Annotated in this window: 14 protein-coding genes; 9 read left to right on the top strand and 5 right to left on the bottom strand. The window is 72.2% G+C overall.

Annotated features, from left to right (window positions below; all coding sequences use genetic code 11):
- The first annotated feature begins 170 nt into the window (after nt 1-170).
- The 6 genes from QP090_RS09230 to rfbD all read left to right on the top strand — a co-directional run bounded on the left by QP090_RS09230 (nt 171) and on the right by rfbD (nt 6,390).
- Nucleotides 171-1,070: a 3'(2'),5'-bisphosphate nucleotidase CysQ gene (locus QP090_RS09230; RefSeq protein ID WP_285938138.1), complete on the top strand. Its 900-nt coding sequence runs from the start codon at nt 171-173 to the stop codon at nt 1,068-1,070.
- Nucleotides 1,071-1,158: 88 nt separating this feature from the next.
- Nucleotides 1,159-2,073 carry a sulfate adenylyltransferase subunit CysD gene (gene cysD, locus QP090_RS09225; RefSeq protein ID WP_285938137.1) on the top strand — a complete coding sequence of 305 codons (915 nt, stop codon included), beginning with the start codon at nt 1,159-1,161 and terminating at the stop codon, nt 2,071-2,073.
- A 14-nt stretch (nt 2,074-2,087) separates the two neighbouring features.
- Nucleotides 2,088-3,350 (top strand): sulfate adenylyltransferase subunit 1, encoded by a 1,263-nt coding sequence (locus tag QP090_RS09220; protein WP_285938618.1) that lies wholly within the window; start codon nt 2,088-2,090, stop codon nt 3,348-3,350.
- A 144-nt stretch (nt 3,351-3,494) separates the two neighbouring features.
- The gene (locus QP090_RS09215) at nt 3,495-4,562 is read left to right on the top strand and encodes a glucose-1-phosphate thymidylyltransferase (RefSeq protein WP_285938136.1); all 1,068 of its coding nucleotides are present in this window, start codon (nt 3,495-3,497) and stop codon (nt 4,560-4,562) included.
- On the top strand, nt 4,559-5,542 hold the full coding sequence (rfbB, locus tag QP090_RS09210) for a dTDP-glucose 4,6-dehydratase (protein ID WP_285938134.1): 984 nt from the start codon (nt 4,559-4,561) through the stop codon (nt 5,540-5,542). Before QP090_RS09215 ends, rfbB begins: the two co-directional genes overlap by 4 nt.
- Nucleotides 5,539-6,390: a dTDP-4-dehydrorhamnose reductase gene (gene rfbD, locus QP090_RS09205; protein ID WP_285938133.1), complete on the top strand. Its 852-nt coding sequence runs from the start codon at nt 5,539-5,541 to the stop codon at nt 6,388-6,390. The genes rfbB and rfbD overlap by 4 nt, the downstream gene beginning before the upstream one ends.
- Before the next feature lie 37 nt (nt 6,391-6,427).
- Here the strand turns inward: rfbD and rfbC are convergent, their stop codons facing one another.
- The gene (gene rfbC / locus QP090_RS09200) at nt 6,428-7,021 is read right to left on the bottom strand and encodes a dTDP-4-dehydrorhamnose 3,5-epimerase (RefSeq protein WP_285938131.1); all 594 of its coding nucleotides are present in this window, start codon (nt 7,019-7,021) and stop codon (nt 6,428-6,430) included.
- Nucleotides 7,022-7,065: 44 nt separating this feature from the next.
- Here rfbC and QP090_RS09195 point away from each other — a divergent pair, with 44 nt between their 5' ends.
- The gene (locus QP090_RS09195; RefSeq protein ID WP_285938130.1) at nt 7,066-8,253 is read left to right on the top strand and encodes a hypothetical protein; all 1,188 of its coding nucleotides are present in this window, start codon (nt 7,066-7,068) and stop codon (nt 8,251-8,253) included.
- 42 nt (nt 8,254-8,295) lie between these two features.
- Here the strand turns inward: QP090_RS09195 and QP090_RS09190 are convergent, their stop codons facing one another.
- From QP090_RS09190 to QP090_RS09180, 3 genes are read right to left on the bottom strand one after another with little or no spacing between them, the layout of a single operon-like run.
- Entirely contained in the window at nt 8,296-9,663 is a 1,368-nt protein-coding gene (locus QP090_RS09190) for an O-antigen ligase family protein (protein ID WP_285938129.1), read from the bottom strand.
- A gap of 1 nt (nt 9,664) precedes the next feature.
- A complete protein-coding gene (locus QP090_RS09185) occupies nt 9,665-11,518 on the bottom strand; it encodes a right-handed parallel beta-helix repeat-containing protein (protein WP_285938128.1) in 1,854 nt (617 codons plus the stop codon).
- Nucleotides 11,519-11,531: 13 nt separating this feature from the next.
- Entirely contained in the window at nt 11,532-12,119 is a 588-nt protein-coding gene (locus QP090_RS09180; RefSeq protein WP_285938126.1) for a hypothetical protein, read from the bottom strand.
- A gap of 237 nt (nt 12,120-12,356) precedes the next feature.
- Between QP090_RS09180 and QP090_RS09175 the strand changes: the two genes are divergently transcribed.
- Nucleotides 12,357-15,566: a LamG-like jellyroll fold domain-containing protein gene (locus tag QP090_RS09175; RefSeq protein WP_285938124.1), complete on the top strand. Its 3,210-nt coding sequence runs from the start codon at nt 12,357-12,359 to the stop codon at nt 15,564-15,566.
- Between the two features lie 216 nt (nt 15,567-15,782).
- Nucleotides 15,783-17,411 (top strand): PQQ-binding-like beta-propeller repeat protein, encoded by a 1,629-nt coding sequence (locus tag QP090_RS09170; protein ID WP_285938123.1) that lies wholly within the window; start codon nt 15,783-15,785, stop codon nt 17,409-17,411.
- A gap of 175 nt (nt 17,412-17,586) precedes the next feature.
- On the opposite strand, the gene QP090_RS09165 is transcribed toward QP090_RS09170, so the two are convergent.
- Complete coding sequence (locus QP090_RS09165; RefSeq protein ID WP_349666479.1) at nt 17,587-18,687, bottom strand: DUF1972 domain-containing protein; 1,101 nt, start codon at nt 18,685-18,687, stop codon at nt 17,587-17,589.
- Nucleotides 18,688-18,777: the final 90 nt, after the last annotated feature.

The following is an 18,777-nucleotide window of genomic DNA, read 5'->3' as shown; positions in this document are numbered from 1 at the left end:
GTTCCCGACCATGCGGGGACGGTACCACCAGTAAACAAGAGCGTTTATTTGACTGCGCGCGGCAGCGCGTCCGCGCCGGCGACCGGCCTGCTGATACTCCCCGCGGGGCGGCGCTTGGGGCGCACGTGAGAATGTGTACCCAACAGACCAGTCGAGTCGGGAATGTGATCATGACGGAGACCCCCGGAGACGACCACGCGCTGGCGGGCGAGCTCGCCGATGCCGCGGGGCGCCTGCTGCTGGAGGTGCGCGACGAGGTCGGCTTCGCCGACGCGCGCGTCCTCAAGGACACCGGCGACCTGCGGGCGCACGAGTACCTGATGGCGGCCCTGGCCGAGCGCTGTCCGGACGACTCGATCCTCTCCGAGGAGGGCCGGGCCTCCGTCGCGGGCAAGCGCGCCCAGGGCGCGGCGGCCGACCGGGCGCCGACCGGCAACACCGCCGACGCCGTGCGGCTCTCCGCGGGCCGGGTGTGGATCGTCGACCCGCTGGACGGGACCCGCGAGTTCTCCGAAGAGGGCCGCCGCGACTGGGCCGTCCATGTGGCGCTCTGGGAGAAGGGACGGCTGACCGCCGGCGCCGTGGCGCTCCCCGCCCAGGGCCGGACGCTCCGCACCGCCGCCCCCGGAGGCGCGCTGGTCGTCAGGAACGCTCCGGGCAAGCCCGGCGGCAGCTCCGAGTCGGCACTGCACGCGCCCGCGCCCGAGACCGGCAGGCTGCGCATCGCCGTCAGCCGCACCCGCCCGCCCGAGTTCGTCCGGCAGCTCGCGGACCGGCTCGATCTCGACGTCGAGCTGGTCCCGATCGGCTCGGCCGGCGCCAAGATCTCCGCGGTGCTGCTCGGCGAGGTCGACGCCTACGTGCACGCGGGCGGCCAGTACGAATGGGACTCGGCCGCGCCCGCCGCGGTGGCCCTCGCCGCCGGCGCGCACGCCTCGCGCGTCGACGGTGACCCTTTGGTTTACAACCGGGAGGATCCCCGGTTGCCGGATATCCTGGTGTGTCATCCCGTGTCGGCATCGATGCTGCTGTCCGGCATCAGGGACGTCCGCGACGCCCTGCCGAAATGACCGGGCGCCGCGACCAGTGACATCCCGACCAGCGACATCCGAAGACAACGGTGCATCTGTCAGAGAGCGTGGAGAGAAGCCCCATACCATGCAGCGCTGCGATTATGTCCTGTCCCAGTTGGACGTTCTGGAAGCCGAGTCGATCCACATCATCCGGGAGGTGGCCGCGGAGTTCGAGCGGCCGGTCCTGCTGTTCTCGGGCGGCAAAGACAGCATCGTGATGCTGCGGCTGGCGCAGAAGGCCTTCTGGCCGGCGCCGATCCCGTTCCCGGTGATGCACGTCGACACCGGTCACAACTTCCCCGAGGTGATCGAGTACCGCGACCGGCGGGTCGCCGAGCTGGGCCTGCGGCTGGTGGTGGCCTCGGTGCAGGAGTCGATCGACTCGGGCCGGGTGGTCGAGGAGACCGGCCGCCGCGCCTCGCGCAACCGGTTGCAGACCGTCACGCTGCTGGACGCGCTGGAGGAGCACGGGTTCGACGCGGCGTTCGGCGGCGCGCGCCGCGACGAGGAGAAGGCGCGGGCGAAGGAGCGGGTGGTGTCGTTCCGCGACGAGTTCGGGCAGTGGGACCCCAAGAACCAGCGGCCCGAGCTGTGGAACCTGTTCAACACCCGGATCAGGCGCGGCGAGCACGTGCGGGTGTTCCCGCTGTCGAACTGGACCGAGCTCGACATCTGGGACTACGTGCGGCGCGAGAGGCTGGAGCTCCCCTCGATCTACTTCGCGCACGCGCGCGCGGTGTTCGAGCGCGACGGGATGCTGCTGGCCGACCTGTCCTACGCCAACCGCGGCGAGGACGAGCCCGCGTTCGAGGCGACCGTCCGCTACCGCACGGTGGGCGACGCGTCGTGCACCGGCGCGGTGAAGTCGAACGCGGCGGGGCTGGACGAGGTGATCGAGGAGATCGCGGCGACGCGGATCACCGAGCGCGGCCAGACCCGAGCCGATGACCGGGCCAGCGAGGCCGCGATGGAGGACCGCAAGAAGGAGGGCTACTTCTGATGCCCGGCAAGCAGATGGACATCCTGCGGTTCGCCACCGCGGGCAGCGTCGACGACGGCAAGTCGACACTGATCGGGCGGCTCCTGTTCGACTCCAAGTCGATCTTCGAGGACCAGCTGGAGTCGGTCGAGCGCACCTCGGCGGACCGCGGCGAGGAGTACACCAACCTGGCGCTGCTGACCGACGGCCTGCGGGCCGAGCGCGAGCAGGGCATCACCATCGACGTGGCCTACCGGTACTTCGCGACGCCGCGCCGTAAGTTCATCATCGCCGACACCCCCGGGCACATCCAGTACACCCGCAACATGGTGACCGGGGCCTCCACCGCCGATCTGGCGATCATCCTGGTCGACGCCCGCAAGGGGATCCTGGAGCAGTCCCGGCGGCACGCCTTCCTGACCACGCTGCTGAAGGTGCCGCACCTGGTGGTGGCGGTCAACAAGATGGACCTGGTCGACTACGACCAGGACGTCTACCGGCGGATCTGCGACGAGTTCACCGCGTTCGCGTCCAAGCTGGAGGTCGGCGACCTGACCTTCATCCCGCTGTCGGCGCTGCACGGCGACAACGTGGTCGAGCGCAGCGTGAACATGCCCTGGTACGAGGGGTCGTCGCTGCTGCACCACCTGGAGCACGTCCACATCGCCTCCGACCGCAACCTGATCGACGTGCGGTTCCCGGTGCAGTCGGTGATCCGTCCGCACGCCTCCACGGACCCCGACCTGCACGACTACCGCGGCTACGCGGGCCAGGTGGCGGGCGGGGTGCTCAAGCCGGGCGACGAGGTGGTGCACCTGCCGTCCGGGCTGACCACCACGATCACCCACATCGACGGCCCGGCCGGCCCGGTCACCGAGGCGTACGCGCCGATGTCGGTGACGCTCCGGCTGGCCGACGAGATCGACATCTCCCGCGGCGACATGATCGCGCGGCCGAACAACCGGCCCGAGGTCGCCCAGGACCTCGATGCGATGGTGTGCTGGATGACGCCCGACCGGCAGCTCACCCCGCGGATGAAGCTGGTGATCAAGCACACCACCCGCACCGCCCGCACCCTGGTCACGGGCCTGCACTACCGGCTCGACGTCAACACCCTGCACCGCGACGAGAACGCCACCGGCCTCGGCCTCAACGAGATCGGCCGGATCGGGCTGCGCGTCACCCAGCCGCTGTTCGTCGACGACTACGGCCGCAACCGCCTCACCGGCGGGTTCATCCTCATCGACGAGGCCACCAACAACACCGTCGCCGCAGGAATGATCACCGGAGCCCGCTAGAACACGCCCCCGCCGGACCGGCCATCCGCCGGTCCGGCGGCATCGGAGGCCGGCTGCCGGTAATGTCAGAGTCCAGCCGGCACCGCACCCTGGAGCCCCCTTGAGCATGCTCGTCCCCCCGGGCCCGTTCCCCCGGACCGGCCCGTGAAGGCGCTGGTCCTGGCGGGCGGCGCCGGGTCCAGGCTGCGGCCGATCACGCACACCTCCGCCAAGCAGCTCGTCCCGGTCGCCAACAAGCCGGTGCTGTTCTACGGGCTGGAGGCGATCCGCGACGCGGGCGTCCGCGAGGTCGGCATCGTCGTGGGCGACACCGCCGCCGAGATCGAGCAGGCGGTCGGCGACGGCTCGGCGTTCGGCCTCCAGGTCACCTACCTGCCGCAGGACGCGCCGCGCGGGCTCGCGCACGCCGTGCTGATCGCCCGCGAGTACCTCGGCGACGACGACTTCGTCATGTACCTGGGCGACAACTTCGTGGTCGGCGGCATCGACGGGCTGGTCGACCGGTTCCGCGCCGAGCGTCCGCAGGCGCAGATCATGCTGACCCGGGTGTCGGACCCGAGCGCGTTCGGGGTGGCCGAGCTCGACTCCGAGGGCCGGGTGGTCGGCCTGGAGGAGAAGCCCGAGCATCCCAAGAGCGACCTGGCACTGGTCGGCGTCTACCTGTTCAGCTCCGCCGTGCACGAGGCGGTCGCGCGGCTGAAGCCGTCCTGGCGGGGCGAACTGGAGATCACCGACGCGATCCAGTGGCTGCTCGACCACGGGCACCGGGTCGAGTCCACGGTGATCTCCGGCTACTGGAAGGACACCGGCAACGTCACCGACATGCTGGAGGTCAACCGGCTGGTGCTGGAGAGCGTCGAGCCGTCGGTGCGCGGCGAGGTCGACGCGGCCAGCGAGCTGATCGGCCGGGTGGTGGTGGAGGCGGGCGCCACCGTCACCGGGTCGCGGATCGTCGGCCCGGTCATCGTCGGCGCCGGATCCCGCGTCCGTGACTCCTACCTCGGCCCGTTCACCTCCATCGACCGCGACTGCGCGGTCGTCGACAGCGAGATCGAGTACTCCATCGTGCTGCGCGGCGCCTCGATCGTCGGCGTCGGCCGGATCGAGTGCTCGCTGATCGGCCGCGAGGCCGAGGTCACACCCGCCCCGCGCGTCCCGAAGGCGCACCGGCTCGTCCTGGGAGATCACAGCAAAGTGCAGATCGGCACATGACACGCATCCTGGTCACCGGCGGCGCCGGTTTCATCGGCTCGCACTACGTCCGAGAGCTGCTCACCGGCGGCTACCCGGCCTGGGCGGACGCCGAGGTCACCGTCCTCGACCGGCTCACCTACGCCGGCAACCTCGCCAACCTGGCGCCGGTCGAGGGCCGGTACGCCTTCGAGCACGGCGACATCTGCGACGCCGGGCTGCTCGCCCGGGTCGTCCCGGGACACGACGTGGTGCTCAACTTCGCGGCCGAGTCGCACGTCGACCGGTCCATCGCCAGCGCGGGCGAGTTCGTCCGCACCAACGTGCTCGGCGTGCAGACCCTCATGCAGGCGTGCCTCGACGCGGGCGTCCCGCGGGTGGTGCAGGTGTCGACCGACGAGGTGTACGGCAGCGTCGAGACCGGCTCGTGGGACGAGGACGCGCCGCTCGCGCCCAACTCGCCGTACTCGGCGGCCAAGGCGGGCGGCGACATGATCGCGCTGGCCTACTTCCGCACCCACGGCCTGCCGGTCAGCCTCACCCGCTGCGGCAACAACTACGGGTCGTACCAGTACCCCGAGAAGGTCATCCCGCTGTTCGCCACCAACCTGATGGACGGCGGCTCGGTCCCCCTCTACGGCGACGGCGGCAACGTCCGCGACTGGATCCACGCGGCCGACCACTGCCGCGGCATCCAGCTGGTCGCCGAGCGGGGCGCGGCGGGCGAGGTCTACCACATCGCCGGCACCGCCGAGCTGACCAACCTGGAGCTCACCGGGCGGCTGCTGGACGCCCTCGGCCTCGGCTGGGACCGGGTGGAGCGCGTCGCCGACCGCAAGGGCCACGACCGGCGCTACTCGCTGTCGGACGCCAAGCTGCGCGCCCTCGGCTACGCGCCGATGGTCCCGTTCGACGAGGGGCTGGCCGGCACCGTCCGCTGGTACGAGGCCAACCGCGACTGGTGGGAGCCGCTCAAGAACAGCGCCGGACGGGACCGGTGACGGCGGGCTGGCTGGTCACCGGCGGCGGCGGGATGCTCGGCACCGACCTGGTCGCCCGGCTGCGCGCCGCCGGCCACGAGGTCGCCGCCCCCGCCCGCGACGTCCTCGACCTGCGCGATCCGGAGTCCGTCCGCGCCGCACTGGACCGGCACCGGCCGGCGACCGTGGTCAACTGCGCCGCCTGGACCGCCGTCGACGACGCCGAGACCGACGAGGACGCCGCGCTCGCCGTCAACGGCACCGCGGTGCGGCACCTCGCCGCGGCCTGCGCCGGCACCGGCGCCACGCTGGTGCAGATCTCGACCGACTACGTCTTCGACGGGACCGGGTCCGGGCCGTACGCCGAGGACGCGCCCACCCGTCCGGCGAACGCCTACGGCCGCACCAAGCTCGCGGGCGAGCGCGCCGTGCTCGCCGCCGGCACCGGCTACGTGGTGCGCACCGCCTGGCTGTACGGGGCGCACGGCCCCAACTTCGTCCGGACGATGGCGGGCCTGGCCGCGACCCGGGAGACCGTCGACGTCGTCGCCGACCAGCGGGGGCAGCCCACCTGGACCGGCGACCTCGCCGACCAGGTCATCGCGCTGGCCGGTTCCGCCGCGCCGCCCGGCGTCTACCACGGCACCAGCGGGGGCGGCACGACCTGGCACGGCCTGGCCCGCGAGGTCTTCACCCTGCTCGGCCTCGATCCCGGCCGGGTGCGCCCGACGACGAGCGACCGGTTCCCGCGGCCCGCGCCGCGCCCGTCCAACAGCGTCCTCGGCCACGGCCGCTGGCCCGCCGCCGGGCTGCCGCCGATCCGCGACTGGCGCGAGGCGCTCCACGCCGCCTGGCCGGAGCTGCGCTGACGGGCGCTCCGGCAACTCCTGGTAAAGAGCGGCCTCTCTAGGCGCCGAGTACGGCGTAATAGTCGAGGCACTGCCGGTAATCGGGGAGCAGGCCGGAGTCGCGCGCCTCGGCGAACGAGGGGGCGGCGGCGTCCTTGGCCGACAGGGCCGGCTCGATCCCGGCCGGCCACTCGATGCCGAGCTCGGGGTCGAGGGGGTGCACGCCGTGCTCACGTTCGGGGCTGTAGGACTCCGAGCACAGGTAGACCACCGTGGCGTCATCGGTCAGCGCCATGAACGCGTGGCCGAGACCCTCGGCGATGTAGAGGCAGCGGTGCTCCTCGTCGTCGAGCCGCGCCGCCTCCCACGTGCCGAACGTCGGCGACCCGACGCGCAGATCGACGACCACGTCGAGGATCGCCCCCCGGACGCAGGTGATGTACTTGGCCTGCCCGGGCGGGACGTCGGCGAAATGGACGCCGCGCAGGGCACCGCGGGCCGAGATCGAGCAGTTGGCCTGTGCGAGGTGCAGGGGATGCCCGGTCTGCTTCTGGAGCAGGTCGCTCCGGAACCACTCGTGGAACGAGCCCCGGCCGTCGCCGTGCACACGGGGGGAGAACGAGAAAGCGCCTTTGATGCCGAGTGGATCCACATGCGCAAGAATGCCACACGGTTCCCCGCAGATATGGACGTCACATGAGAGCTGAGAGTGGAAGCGCCCACCCGAGGGCTTTCCTCCGGGCCGCGGGCCGCGTCGGCGCGGCGTCCCTGGCCGTGACGGCGACGGCGGCGACGACGGTGACCGCCGCTGCGGTGGCCGGGACCGCCGAGGTCGCCGAGGTCGCCGGCACCACCGGGGTCACCGGCGTCGTGGAGGCCGCCGGGATCGCCGGGATCGCCGCGGTCGCGGACGCCGCCGGAGACCCGGTCGCGCGCCCGGCGCCGACGGTGTCGCCCGCGCCGACGACCGCGTTCCGGCCGTCCGACGCGAGGCTGGCGAGTCCCGCCGGGCTGGTGGCCGGGGTGGCGCATCCGGACGTGTGGTGGACGCTCGGCGCCGGCGGCGGCAAGGCCCGGCTGTTCGCCCTCGGCGCCGACGGCCGGACCCGCGCGGTGTACACGCTGTCCGGGGTGACCGGCCGCGCGCCCGACGCGCTCACCATCGTCAAGGGCGCCTCGGGCGGCGCCGGCCTGTTCCTCGGCGACCTGAGCAGGGGCCGCAAGGGGAGCCTCACCCTGTACCGCGTCGCCGAGCCCGCCACACTCGCGGACGGGACGCTGCCCGCCAAGCCGTACAAGGTCGGCTACCCCGACGGGGGCCACGACGCCGCGACCCTGCTCGCCGAGCCGCGCGAGGGCCGGATGTACATCATCACCGAGGCCGCGTCCGCGGCGGCCGTCTACGCGCTGCCCGGCGCGCTCGGGCCGCAGGTGAACGGGCTGACGCGGCTGCGCACGCTGCCGTTCGGGGTGCGCGGCGGCGGGTTCGCGCCGGACGGCCGGGTCGTGCTGCGGACCACCGCCGACGTGCGGGTGCTCGCCGGGATCCGCGACAAGATCACGCAGGTGATCCGCACCGCCGCGCAGACCGGGACGGAGGTGTTCGGCGTCGCCGCCGACGGGCGCCGGGCGCTGATGGCCGACCGGGGGTCCCGGCCGGTGTTCCGCGCCGTGCCGCTGCCCGCGCCGGCGAAACGGGCCGCGTCCCGCGCGGGCGGGGCCGACGCGCCGCCCGCGGGCCAGGAGGAGAAGGCCCCGGTGTCGTTCCCGGCGAAGTCGGGGCCGCCCGGCGGGCTGCTCGGCACCGGCGCGCTGGTCGGGCTGGGCCTGCTAGGCGTGCTGGGTGCCGTGTTCTACCTGGTGGGACGGCGGCGCAGCGGCTGACGGTCCGCCGGGAAGCGCCGGGTGGCCGGATCCGGCGTGCCGCTACTCGGCATATCCCGAATCGGCGTACCCGGCGTCGGTGTACTCCGGATCGGCGGGGCTCGCCGTCACGGTCGGGCCCGCCGCCGCGAGCGGACCGGCGTGCTCGGCCGCGTCATCGGGCGGGTCGCCGCCCTGGCGGCGCAGCGTCTCGGTCCACGCGATCAGCAGCAGCAGCCAGATGCCCGAGACGTTGGCGGGGGCGGCCAGTCCCTCGGTGGTCATGCTGTCGGCCAGGAAGAAGCCGAGGATGCCGAGCAGCATGCCCGCGTCCGACCGGAGGGTGCGGTGCCGGGCCAGCATGAGCAGCACGAACCCGAGCGTCAGCAGCAGCCCGGCGAAGATCGCGGCGCCGACCGCGCCGTTGTCGACCAGCGCGTTGATGAAGGCGTTGTGCCCGCCGCCGAGGCCGATGTCGTCGAGGAACAGCCCGCGCGAGGCGCCGAGCCCGCGGCCGAAGACCGGGGACTCGGCGTAGGCCTTCATCGCCAGCGCCCACAGGTCGGTCCGCGAGTTGAGCGAGGCCAGCTTCTCGGTCGTCTCGCCGCGCGCCACGAACGCGAGGATCGTGTCGGAGAAGGCCAGCACGCCGAGCGCGGCCACCGCGGCGCCCAGCACCAGCACGTCGACCCGGCCCCGGGGGCCGCGCGCGGTGAACAACAGCACCACGAGCCCGGCCGCACAGCCGAGCGCAGCCCCGCGGGTGCCGGTCATCACCAGCGCGCCCACCAGCACGGCCATGGCGCCGGCGTAGAAGGCCGGATGCCAGAGCCGCTCCTGGGGGGCGTTCCAGCGGATCAGGTAGCCGACCGTGAGCAGGACCGCGATGCCCAGGTAGACCCCGGCGATCACCGGATGGACGAACAGCCAGTTGAACCGGTCCTCGGTGTGCTTGGTGCGCGGGAACGGGTGCGCGACGCCGATCGCGACCGAGACCAGCACGATCGCGATGAAGGTGTGCGCGAGCCGGCGCAGGTCGGCGCGGGTGGCGCGGGTCGCGAGGGTGTGCGCCACCAGCATCGTGATCAGCAGTTGCCCGCCGCGGACCACGCCGAGCGACTTGAACGGCGACCACAGCGAGGACATCGCCACGAACCCGGCGAACGCCCACCCGGCGAACAGCAGTCCGGTGGTGCGGCGGGTCGGTAGACGCAGCCCGAACCGGTAGACCAGGAACAGCGCCGCCAGCCCGTAGATCCCGATCTCCAGCAGCACCGTCAGGTCGGCGCTGCCGCCGACGGCCTGGTCGATGTCGCGGCTGCGGAGCTTGTAGTCGCTGGCCAGCATGATGGCCAGCGGCAGCACGAGCGTCCATCGTCCGGCCGAGGGCGCGGGCGGTCTGCGGCGCGGGAGCAGGCTGGTGACGGGCACGTCAGGACTCGCTGATCCAGGCGCCCATGTGCCGGGTGCCGGCGGGCCGGTCGAGCAGCCCGGCGATCGCGCCCGGGAGCGGCTGGGCCGCCGAGCCGTCGGCCTCGGAACGCAGGGCAGGTTTGAGCGCGCCGTCCGGTCCGGTGCCGTGCTCGGTGCGGTGCGTCCGGCCCTGCGCCTCCTGGCCGGTGGCGGAGCGGAAGTCTCCGAGGTCCGGGAACGTGCCGGACGCGCCGCCGTCCTTGGGCCAGAGCACCAGCCCGCGCGGCGAGACCGAGCCCGGTCGCACGTACAGGTTGCCGTTGAGGGTCAGGCCCATCTGCGCGCCGCTGCGCTGGTGGGAGTGGTCCTCCACGCACAGCAGGCAGTCGACGGAGCCGACCCCGGTCGCGGGCCCGTCGAAGGCGTTGTTGCTCATCGTGATCTTGCCGGTGAGCCAGGTCATCTCCGGATCGGGCTGCTTCTGCCGGGGGTCGCGGCCGGGCGTGCCGGGGACGCCGGGACGGCGCTTGTCCTGCACCAGGTGCACGCCGCGCGCGTTGCGGGCGAAGGTGTTGTTCCAGATCTGCACGTCGGAGGTGTTGTTGACCTTGAGGCCGGTGCCGCCGTTGTCGCGGACGACGTTGCCCGCGACCACGGCCTTGGCGCTCAGCTCCAGCGCGATGCCGTGGTCGGCGTTGCGCGCGACGCGGTTGCCGGTCAGCGTGATGTCGTAGACCGACTCGTCGAGCCAGAGGCCCTTGCCGAAGTTGTCGGCGGTGAGGCTGCCGGTGACCGTCACGCCGCGGGACCGGGTGACCTTGATGCCGCCGGAGACCGGGGAGTACTTGAAGTGCTCCACGTTGTTGTGGGTGCTGCGCACGCCCTTCAGCCGCAGGTCGTCGGCGTAGTTGGCGTGCACGCCGAGCATTCCGCTACCGGTGGTGGTGACCTGCTGGACCCGGGCGCTCCCGGCCAGGACGCTGAGGCCGGTGGTGGCCGAGTCGGTGACCGCGATGTTCTCGACGGTCACGTTGGGCGCGACCACCTTGACGCTGCCCATCTGGGGGAGCGCGGTCGCGTAGCGGCGCACGCCGATCCCGCGCAGCACCGTGCCGGCGCCGCGGATGGTGATCGCCTCGTCGAGGGTGCTGGCCCGCACGTCGTGGCCGCGCGGGTCGGCCCCCATGACGAGCCGCCGGGCGCCCTCGTCGACGTAGAAGGTGCCGCCCTTGACCTCGCCGCGCGAGCCGACCTGCCGCTGCGCGCGGCCGTCGATCCAGACCTGGTCGGGGTGCGCGGCCATCGGGTGCTGGGGCGAGACGAACTGGAAGTCGTCGTCGCCGCTCGCCGCGGCGCCCGCCGTGTAGGTGGGGCTGGCGTCGAACCTGGCCGTCCAGCCGTCCCTGACCCACGCGCCGCCGCGCGGCGTCCACGCCTCGACGGGGGAGCTGCCGTCGAACCAGACGGCCTCGCGCGGGTGGGACTGGATGGTCAGCTGCTTGCCCGCCGGGACGGTCACTGACTCGTGGTAGACGCCGCCGCGCACCACGATGGTGTCCTTCGTGCGGGCCTTCGCGATCGCCTTGGCCACCGTGCGCAGCGGCTTGCCGGCGCTGCCCGCGGCCGAGTCGCTGCCCGACGGCGACACCACCAGCGCCCCGTCGGGCACCTTGTAGTCGGTGCTGCCGACGGCCGCCGCGCCGGACGGTCCGGCCGGAGGGGCGGCCGAGACGGAATGGATCGCGCGCGGAAGCTGCCAGCCGAGCACCCCCACCCCGATGACCACGGGCAGGGCGAGCACCTTGACGATCAGCGCTCGCTGCGAGCCGCGCGACCTGGCCGCCACCTGACCCCCTGGGCTGGGTTCCATCATGAAGCTACCCTTTTCAGTGCTTGAGCGAGCCCGCGAAGACGGCCGTCTTGTGAGTGGCGTCGAAGCTGACGCCGAGCGCCACCGACTTGTAGCCCGTCGCGGGCAGGTCGAACGCATACGACGCGGTCCGGTTCTTGCCCGGTGCGACCGTGCCGTAGAAGTCGTTGAGGTTGGCGTAGGAGGTGGGGGTCGCCTGCTCCTGCCGGGGCCCGTACTTGGCGAGCACCTTGACCTTGTTGAGGTCGAGCGCCTTGCCGGATCCGTTGGTGAAGCGCAGTGTGAAGATGGTGAGCTGCTTGCCGGTCATCTCGCCCGGCCCCTGGGCCTTGTTCTTCACATAGCGGACGTCGCTGACCGCGACGGTGACCTTGTCGTCGTAGGTCACCGGCTTGCGCAGGCCCGTCGTCGACTTCAGCGTCAGCGACCCGGGAGCGGCGGTGGCGTCCTTCGGGGCCTGCTCGCTCGGCGGCGGGGGCGGCGGCCCGGGCTTGTCGGCGGCCTTGTCCTTCCCGCCCGAGCAGCCCGTCAGCGCCAGCGCCAGCGCCAGCACCGCGCCTGTCGCGGCCAGATGCTTGGGCGGACGCGATCCCGGGTGGGACATGCGGTCTCTCCTCGATCTTCGATGCGGGATTGGGGATGTGTCCAGGAACGGCCGTGGCGGAGGAGGCCGGAAGACCTGGAGTTAGCGACAGGTTACTCTTTCATTACTTCTGTGACCGTGGGGTCTCGGGAGCTTTTGGGGCAGGGGAACCATCTCGTGAGATCTCAGTCGCTGCCGGGCCTTCCACCCCGGAGAGCGCGCCGCGCCCGCCGCGCGGGAAGAGCGGCCGTCGCCGTCGTGACCGTCCTTTCGACCGCGCTGCTCGGTGCCGTGGCCCTGCCCTCCGGGGCGGCGATGGCCGACACCGCTCCACCTGCCGCGCCACCGGCCACGGTGACCGCCGACCCGTTGCCGACGTGGCAAGTCAACGGTGTCGTGTGGAGCATGGTCACCGTTGGCGACACGGTATACGCGACCGGTAACTTTACCAAGGCGCGCCCGCCCGGCACGGCAGAAGGCGATGAGAAGGAGGTCGCGCGGGGCAACATCCTGGCGTTCGACCTCGCGACCGGCGACCTGGTCACCTCGTTCGACCACTCGCTGAACGGGCAGGGGCTGCGCATCGTGGCGTCCCCGGACGGCAAGCGCGTGTACGTCGGCGGCGAGTTCACCACCGTCGACGGCCAGGCCCGCTCGCGGGTCGCGGCCTTCGACACCGCCACCGGAGCACTCGACACCGCGTTCGCGCCGACGGTCTCCGCCAAGGTGCGCGGCATCGCCGCCTCCAACACGACGGTCTACCTCGGCGGCAACTTCTTCAACGTCAACGGCAAGTCGCGGAGCCGGCTCGCCGCGGTGAAGGCGTCCGACGGCGCCAACATCGACACCTGGAAGCCGACCGCAGACGACGACGAGGTGATGGCGCTGGCGCTCGCGCCCGGCGGCGACCGCGTCCTGGTCGGCGGCAAGTTCCAGAAGCTGAACGGCGCTGCGACGGTCGGCGTCGGGGCGATCGACGCCACCAGCGGCGCCAGCGCCCCATGGAGCAGCCGCCCGATCCCCACCAAGACCGGTACCAACGCGCTGTCCTGGGTGACCGACCTGTACGTGTCAGGCGACACCGTCTACGGCGCCGCCAACGGCGAGGGCTACCACTGGTACGACGGACGGTTCGCGGCCAAGGCCGCCACCGGCGACCTCGTGTGGCTCGACAACTGCTACGGCGCGACGTACGGAATCTTCGCGCAGGGCCAGTCGGTCTACAGCGTCTCGCACGCGCACGATTGCGCCTCCCTCGGCGCGTTCCCCGAGACCACCCCGCAGACCTGGCACCGGGCGCTCGCCGAGACGGCCTACCCCACCGGCACCGACCAGGCCGCGCCCGGCGCTAACAGCAACTACAACAAGCAGCCGATCCCGAGCCTGTTGCAGTGGTTCCCGACCCTGGCGATGGGCGCGTTCACCGGGCAGTACCAGGCCGCTTGGTCGGTCACCGGCAACTCCGACTTCATCGCGCTCGGCGGCGAGTTCCCGCGCGTGAACGGCAAGGCCCAGCAGGGGCTGGTGCGGTTCGCGCTCAAGGACAAGGCGCCCAACAAGACCGGCCCGCAGGCCGACGAGGTGGGCACGCCCACCGCGCAGAGCGTCCCCGGCGGGGCCCGCGTGTCCTGGAAGACCACCTGGGACATGGACGACGCCACGCTCAAGTACGAGGTGCTGCGCGACAACGGCACCACCCCGGTCGGGACGGTCCAGAAGGCCAGCACCTTCTGGGACAAGCCGACCGTCGCGTTCACCGACTCCGGCGCCCCGGCGGGGACCTCGCACACCTACAAGATCCGGGTCTCGGACGCGGCCGGCAACGCCGTGACCAGCCCGGCGTCCAACGCGGTCACGCCCGGCGCGGGCGGCGGCGCGGCCGGGCCGTACTCGGCCGAGGTGAACGGCGACGGCGCCCAGGCGTACTGGCGGCTCGGCGCGGGCGGCGACCGCACCGTGTACGACATCGCGGGCGCCAACGACCTCACCCTCGCCGCCGGCGCCACACGCGGGCAGACCGGCGCCATCGCGGGCGACGACGACAAGGCGGTGCAGTTCACCGGCACCTCCACCGGCACCTCCGGCAGCGGCGCCGCGCCCACCCCGGGCGGCTTCAGCGTCGAGGCGTGGGTGAAGACCACGTCCACGACCGGCGGGAAGATCATCGGGTACGGCAACAAGGCCGCCGGCGCGAGCAGCAGCTTCGACCGGCACCTGTACCTGAGCAACGACGGCCGCGTCCTGTTCGGCGTCTACCCGGGCTCGGTCAAGACGGTGCAGAGCGCGGCGGGCTTCAACGACGGCAAGTGGCACCACGTCGCCGGCACGCTCGACGGGCAGGCCGGGATGAAGCTGTACGTCGACGGCGCGCAGGTCGCGGCCGACGCCGACGTCACCAGCGCCCAGGCGTACGCCGGGTTCTGGCGGGTCGGCGGCGACGGGCTCGGCGGCTGGACGTCCGCGCCCACCAGCGGCTACCTGAACGGCGCCATCGACGAGGCGGCGGTCTACCCGCAGGCGCTGACCGCCGCGCAGGTCGCCAAGCACCATGGGCTCGGCGCGGGCACGGTCACGCCCAACAAGCCGCCGGTGGCCGCGTTCACCGCCGCGTGCGAGCAGCTCGTCTGCGCCTTCGACGGCTCCGGCTCGGCCGACCCGGACGGGACGATCGCGAGCTACGCCTGGGACTTCGGCGACGGCCAGACCGGTACCGGCGCCAAGCCGTCGCACACCTACGCGGCGGCCGGCGACCACACCGTCAAGCTCAAGGTCACCGACGCCGACGGCGCGACCGACGAGGTCACCCACACCGTCACGGCGCGATCGCGGACGCTCGCGGCCGACGCGTTCGGCCGCACGGTCGCGTCCGGCTTCGGCACCGCCGACACCGGCGGCGCCTGGACGGGCGTCGGCGCGGCGGGCGGGCTGTCGGTCGCGGACGGCACCGGCCAGATCACGATGGCCGACCCGAAGGCGTCTGCGGGCGCGTACCTCAACGACGTGTCCACCGAGTCGAGCGACCTGACCCTCAAGGTCGCCACCGACAAGGACGGCACCGGCAACGGGGTCTACTTCTGGGCGGTGGGACGCCGGGTGAACGGCGCGGGCGAGTACCGGGCCCGCATCAGGTTCCGCCCGTCCGGCGTCGTCTCGCTCCAGCTCAGCCGGACCGACACGGCGCAGGCCGAGACCGCCATCGGCGCCGAGCAGACCGTCGCGGGCCTGACCTACGCGCCGGGCCGGGCGCTGCGGATGCGGCTCCAGGTCACCGGCGGCTCGCCGACCACGCTGAAGGCCAAGGTGTGGGCCGACGGCGCCGCCGAGCCCGACTGGCAGGTCACCCAGACCGACGCCACCGCCGGCCTCCAGGCCGCCGGCTCGGTCGGGGTGCGGACCTACCTGGCCGGGAATGCCACCAACGCGCCGGCCATGGTGTTCGTGGACGACCTCGCGGCGGTCACCGAATAGGGCCCGTACGGCACACGACTCCTGAAGGCGCCCCGGGGTTTACCTCCCGGGGCGTTTTCTTTTCTTTACCCGCCAGGACGCCCTGACCTAGGGGGACGATTAGATGCGCATCACAATTTCATAAGTTGTGGGCGAGTCGGATCGGGCCAAGCATTACGATCTCCAGACCGTGTGGCCGTAGGGGCCGCACGGGGTTATGGGCAGGGGAACCGACTCGTGAAAGCTGCAACGCGTCAGCGCCGGATCGGAGTACTGGCGTCCGCCACACTTCTCGGCGCTGCCCTCATCCCGGCCGCGAGCGCGACGGCCGACACCGCCCCGGGGAAGGGGCTCCCGGCGACCGTGACCGCCGAGCCGCTGCCGACCTGGCAGGTCAACGGCGTGGTGTGGAGCATGGTCACCGTCGGCAACACCGTCTACGCGACCGGCAACTTCACCAAGGCGCGCCCGCCGGGCACCGCCGAGGGCAACGCGAAGGAGGTCGCGCGGCGCAACATCCTGGCGTTCGACCTCACCACCGGCAACCTGATCACCTCGTTCAACCACTCGCTGAACGGGCAGGGGCTGCGCATCGTGGCGTCCCCGGACGGCAAGCGCGTGTACGTCGGCGGCGAGTTCACCACCGTCGACGGCCAGGCCCGCTCGCGGATCGCGGCCTTCGACACCGCCACCGGCAAGCTCGTCGCCGGGTTCGCGCCGAAGGTGTCCAACAAGGTGCGCGGCATCGCCGCCTCCAACAGCACCGTCTACATCGGCGGCAACTTCTTCAACGTCAACGGCAAGTCGCGGACGAGGCTCGCCGCGGTGAAGGCGTCCAACGGCGCCAACATCGACACCTGGAAGCCGACCGCCGACGACGACGAGGTGATGGCGCTCGCGCTCGCGGGCAGCCGCGTCATCGTGGGCGGCAAGTTCCAGAAGCTGAACGGCACCAACAAGGTCGGCATCGGCGCGGTCAACACCGCCGACGGGTCGCTGGGCAAGTGGACCAGCCGCCCGATCCCGACCAAGCTCGGCAAGAAGTTCTCCTATGTCACCGACCTGTTCGTCTCCGGTGACACGGTGTTCGGCTCCGCCAACGGCGAGGGCATGCACTGGTACGACGGACGGTTCGCCGCCAAGACGGCCGGCGGCGCGCTGATGTGGCTCGACAACTGCTACGGCGCCACGTACGGCGTCTTCGCGACCGGGCAGACGGTCTACAGCGTCTCGCACGCGCACAACTGCGAGTCGCTGGGCGCGTTCCCGGACACGACACCGGAGACCAACCACCGCACGCTCGCCGAGACGCGCGCCGCGACCGGCACCGACAAGGCGCCTCCGGGCACCAACAGCAACTACAGCAAGCAGCCCGTCCCGACCCTGCTGCACTGGTTCCCGACCCTGGCGATGGGGTCGTTCACCAAGCAGTACCAGGCCGCGTGGGCCATCACCGGCAACGCCAACTACCTTGCGCTCGGCGGCGAGTTCCCGCGCGTGAACGGCAAGAGCCAGCAGGGCCTGGTCCGGTTCGGTATCAAGGCCAAGGCGCCCAACAAGTCCGGCCCGGTCAAGGCCGACCTGGCGGTGCCCAAGGCGAGCACCGTGGCGCTGACCAAGAAGATCAAGGTGTCCTGGAAGTCCACCTGGGACATGGACAACCGCACCCTGAAGTACGAGGTGCTGCGCGACAAGGGCACCACGGCGATCGGCACGCTGTCGCAGAGCTCCGCGTTCTGGACCCGGCCGGAGCTCAGCTTCACCGACGCGAACCCGCCCGCGGGCAAGCACACCTACAGGATCCGGGTGACCGACCCGCTGGGCAACTCCGTCACCAGCGACGCCAGCGGTTCCGCGGGCAAGTGATCCGGAAGTACTGACCAGGGTCCCCCCTGACCCGTTCGCGCCTCGGTGGAGGACCACCGGGGCGCGAGCTCGTCTCACGTCAGGGCCAGATCCGGCTGCCCGCCGGGTGAGTCGCCCGTGCGGCGCGGGGCCCGTCCGCCTGACCACATCCGGTCAGGCGGACGGGCCCCGCGGATCATTTGCGGGGACGGACGGTCTTGCGGGTCAGGCGGCGTGCGGCCAGGTCCTCGCAGAGGCGCTCGTACGAGGCCGCCACGTCGTCCCACACGTAACGCTCGGCGGCGCGCTTCCGGGCCGCGGCGCCGCGGTCGGCGGCCTCGCCGGGGGCCGCCTCGGCGGCCTCGACCTCGGCCGCCAGGGACGCCGCGTCACTGAAGAAGCGGCCTGCCTCCACACCGAGGACCTCGCGGTTGAAGTTGACGTCGTAGGCCACCACGGACGCCCCGGCCCCCATCGCCCGCAGGAGGGACGGGTTGGTGCCGCCGACCGAGTGCCCGTGCAGGTAGGTCAGCGCGCCCGCGTACAGGGCGTCGAGGAGGTCCTGGTCCCAGACGCCGCCGAGGAAGGTGATCCGCGGGTCGTCGCCCGCGAGCTCCTTGACCTCGGCGGTATAGGCGTCGGCGTACGGGGCGGAGCCGACGACCACGAGCGGCTTGGTGGCGCCGCTGCGCCGGTAGCCCTCGACCGCCACGTGGACGTGGTTCTCCGGCTCGAAGCGGGCGACCACCAGATGGAAGCCGCCGGGCTCGTAGCCCGCCTCGGCCAGCTTGGCGGTGTCGGTCTCGTGCAGGATCGGCGCGCCGTAGGCGATGAAGACCGACTCGGCGGCGAACCGCTCGCGGTAGTAGTCCTGGATGCCGACCGCGTCGGCGATCAGCGCGTCCGACCAGCGGACCGAGAGGGACTCGGCGGCGCGGTAGTAGCGCCGTCCGGTGCCGCTCCACTTGGTGCGCTTCCACTCCAGGCCGTCCACGTGGGTGGCCACCGGGACGCGCAGGGTGCGCAGCACCGGCAGGAGCGGGGAGTTGGCCGCGTTGAAGACCAGCGCCACGTCCGGACGGCGGCGGGCCGCGTGCAGGACCGACAGGCCGGTGTGGCTGAGGGTCTCGGCGACCTTCTTCTTCACCGCGGGCAGATGGACCAGCTTCATTCCGAGGTATTCGGGCTCGGGGTGCCGTTCGCCCCGGCAGTAGACGGTGACCTCGTGACCCGCCGCGGCGAGCCGTTTGCCGATCTCCTCCACCGCCGTCTCGAAGCCGCCGTACCTTGCCGGCACGCCGCGAGTCCCTACCATGGCGATGTGCACCCTGGCCCCCAGTCTGTTTACGTTGCCTTTTGTGCTAATCCGCACAGGCTATGCGGAAGG

This window comes from Actinomadura xylanilytica (assembly GCF_030283145.1).
Lineage (GTDB): Bacteria > Actinomycetota > Actinomycetes > Streptosporangiales > Streptosporangiaceae > Spirillospora > Spirillospora xylanilytica.
Note: the sequence above shows the minus strand (reverse complement) of the source record. Positions and strands in the feature narration are given on the sequence as shown.

Excerpts from the sequence above, each read along its gene's own strand:
- QP090_RS09230 (WP_285938138.1), top strand. The coding sequence starts at position 171 with ATGACGGAGACCCCCGGAGACGACCACGCGCTGGCGGGCGAGCTCGCC.
- cysD (WP_285938137.1), top strand. The coding sequence starts at position 1,159 with ATGCAGCGCTGCGATTATGTCCTGTCCCAGTTGGACGTTCTGGAAGCC.
- QP090_RS09220 (WP_285938618.1), top strand. The coding sequence starts at position 2,088 with ATGGACATCCTGCGGTTCGCCACCGCGGGCAGCGTCGACGACGGCAAG.
- rfbB (WP_285938134.1), top strand. The coding sequence starts at position 4,559 with ATGACACGCATCCTGGTCACCGGCGGCGCCGGTTTCATCGGCTCGCAC.
- QP090_RS09195 (WP_285938130.1), top strand. The coding sequence starts at position 7,066 with ATGAGAGCTGAGAGTGGAAGCGCCCACCCGAGGGCTTTCCTCCGGGCC.
- QP090_RS09185 (WP_285938128.1), bottom strand. The coding sequence starts at position 11,518 with ATGATGGAACCCAGCCCAGGGGGTCAGGTGGCGGCCAGGTCGCGCGGC.
- QP090_RS09180 (WP_285938126.1), bottom strand. The coding sequence starts at position 12,119 with ATGTCCCACCCGGGATCGCGTCCGCCCAAGCATCTGGCCGCGACAGGC.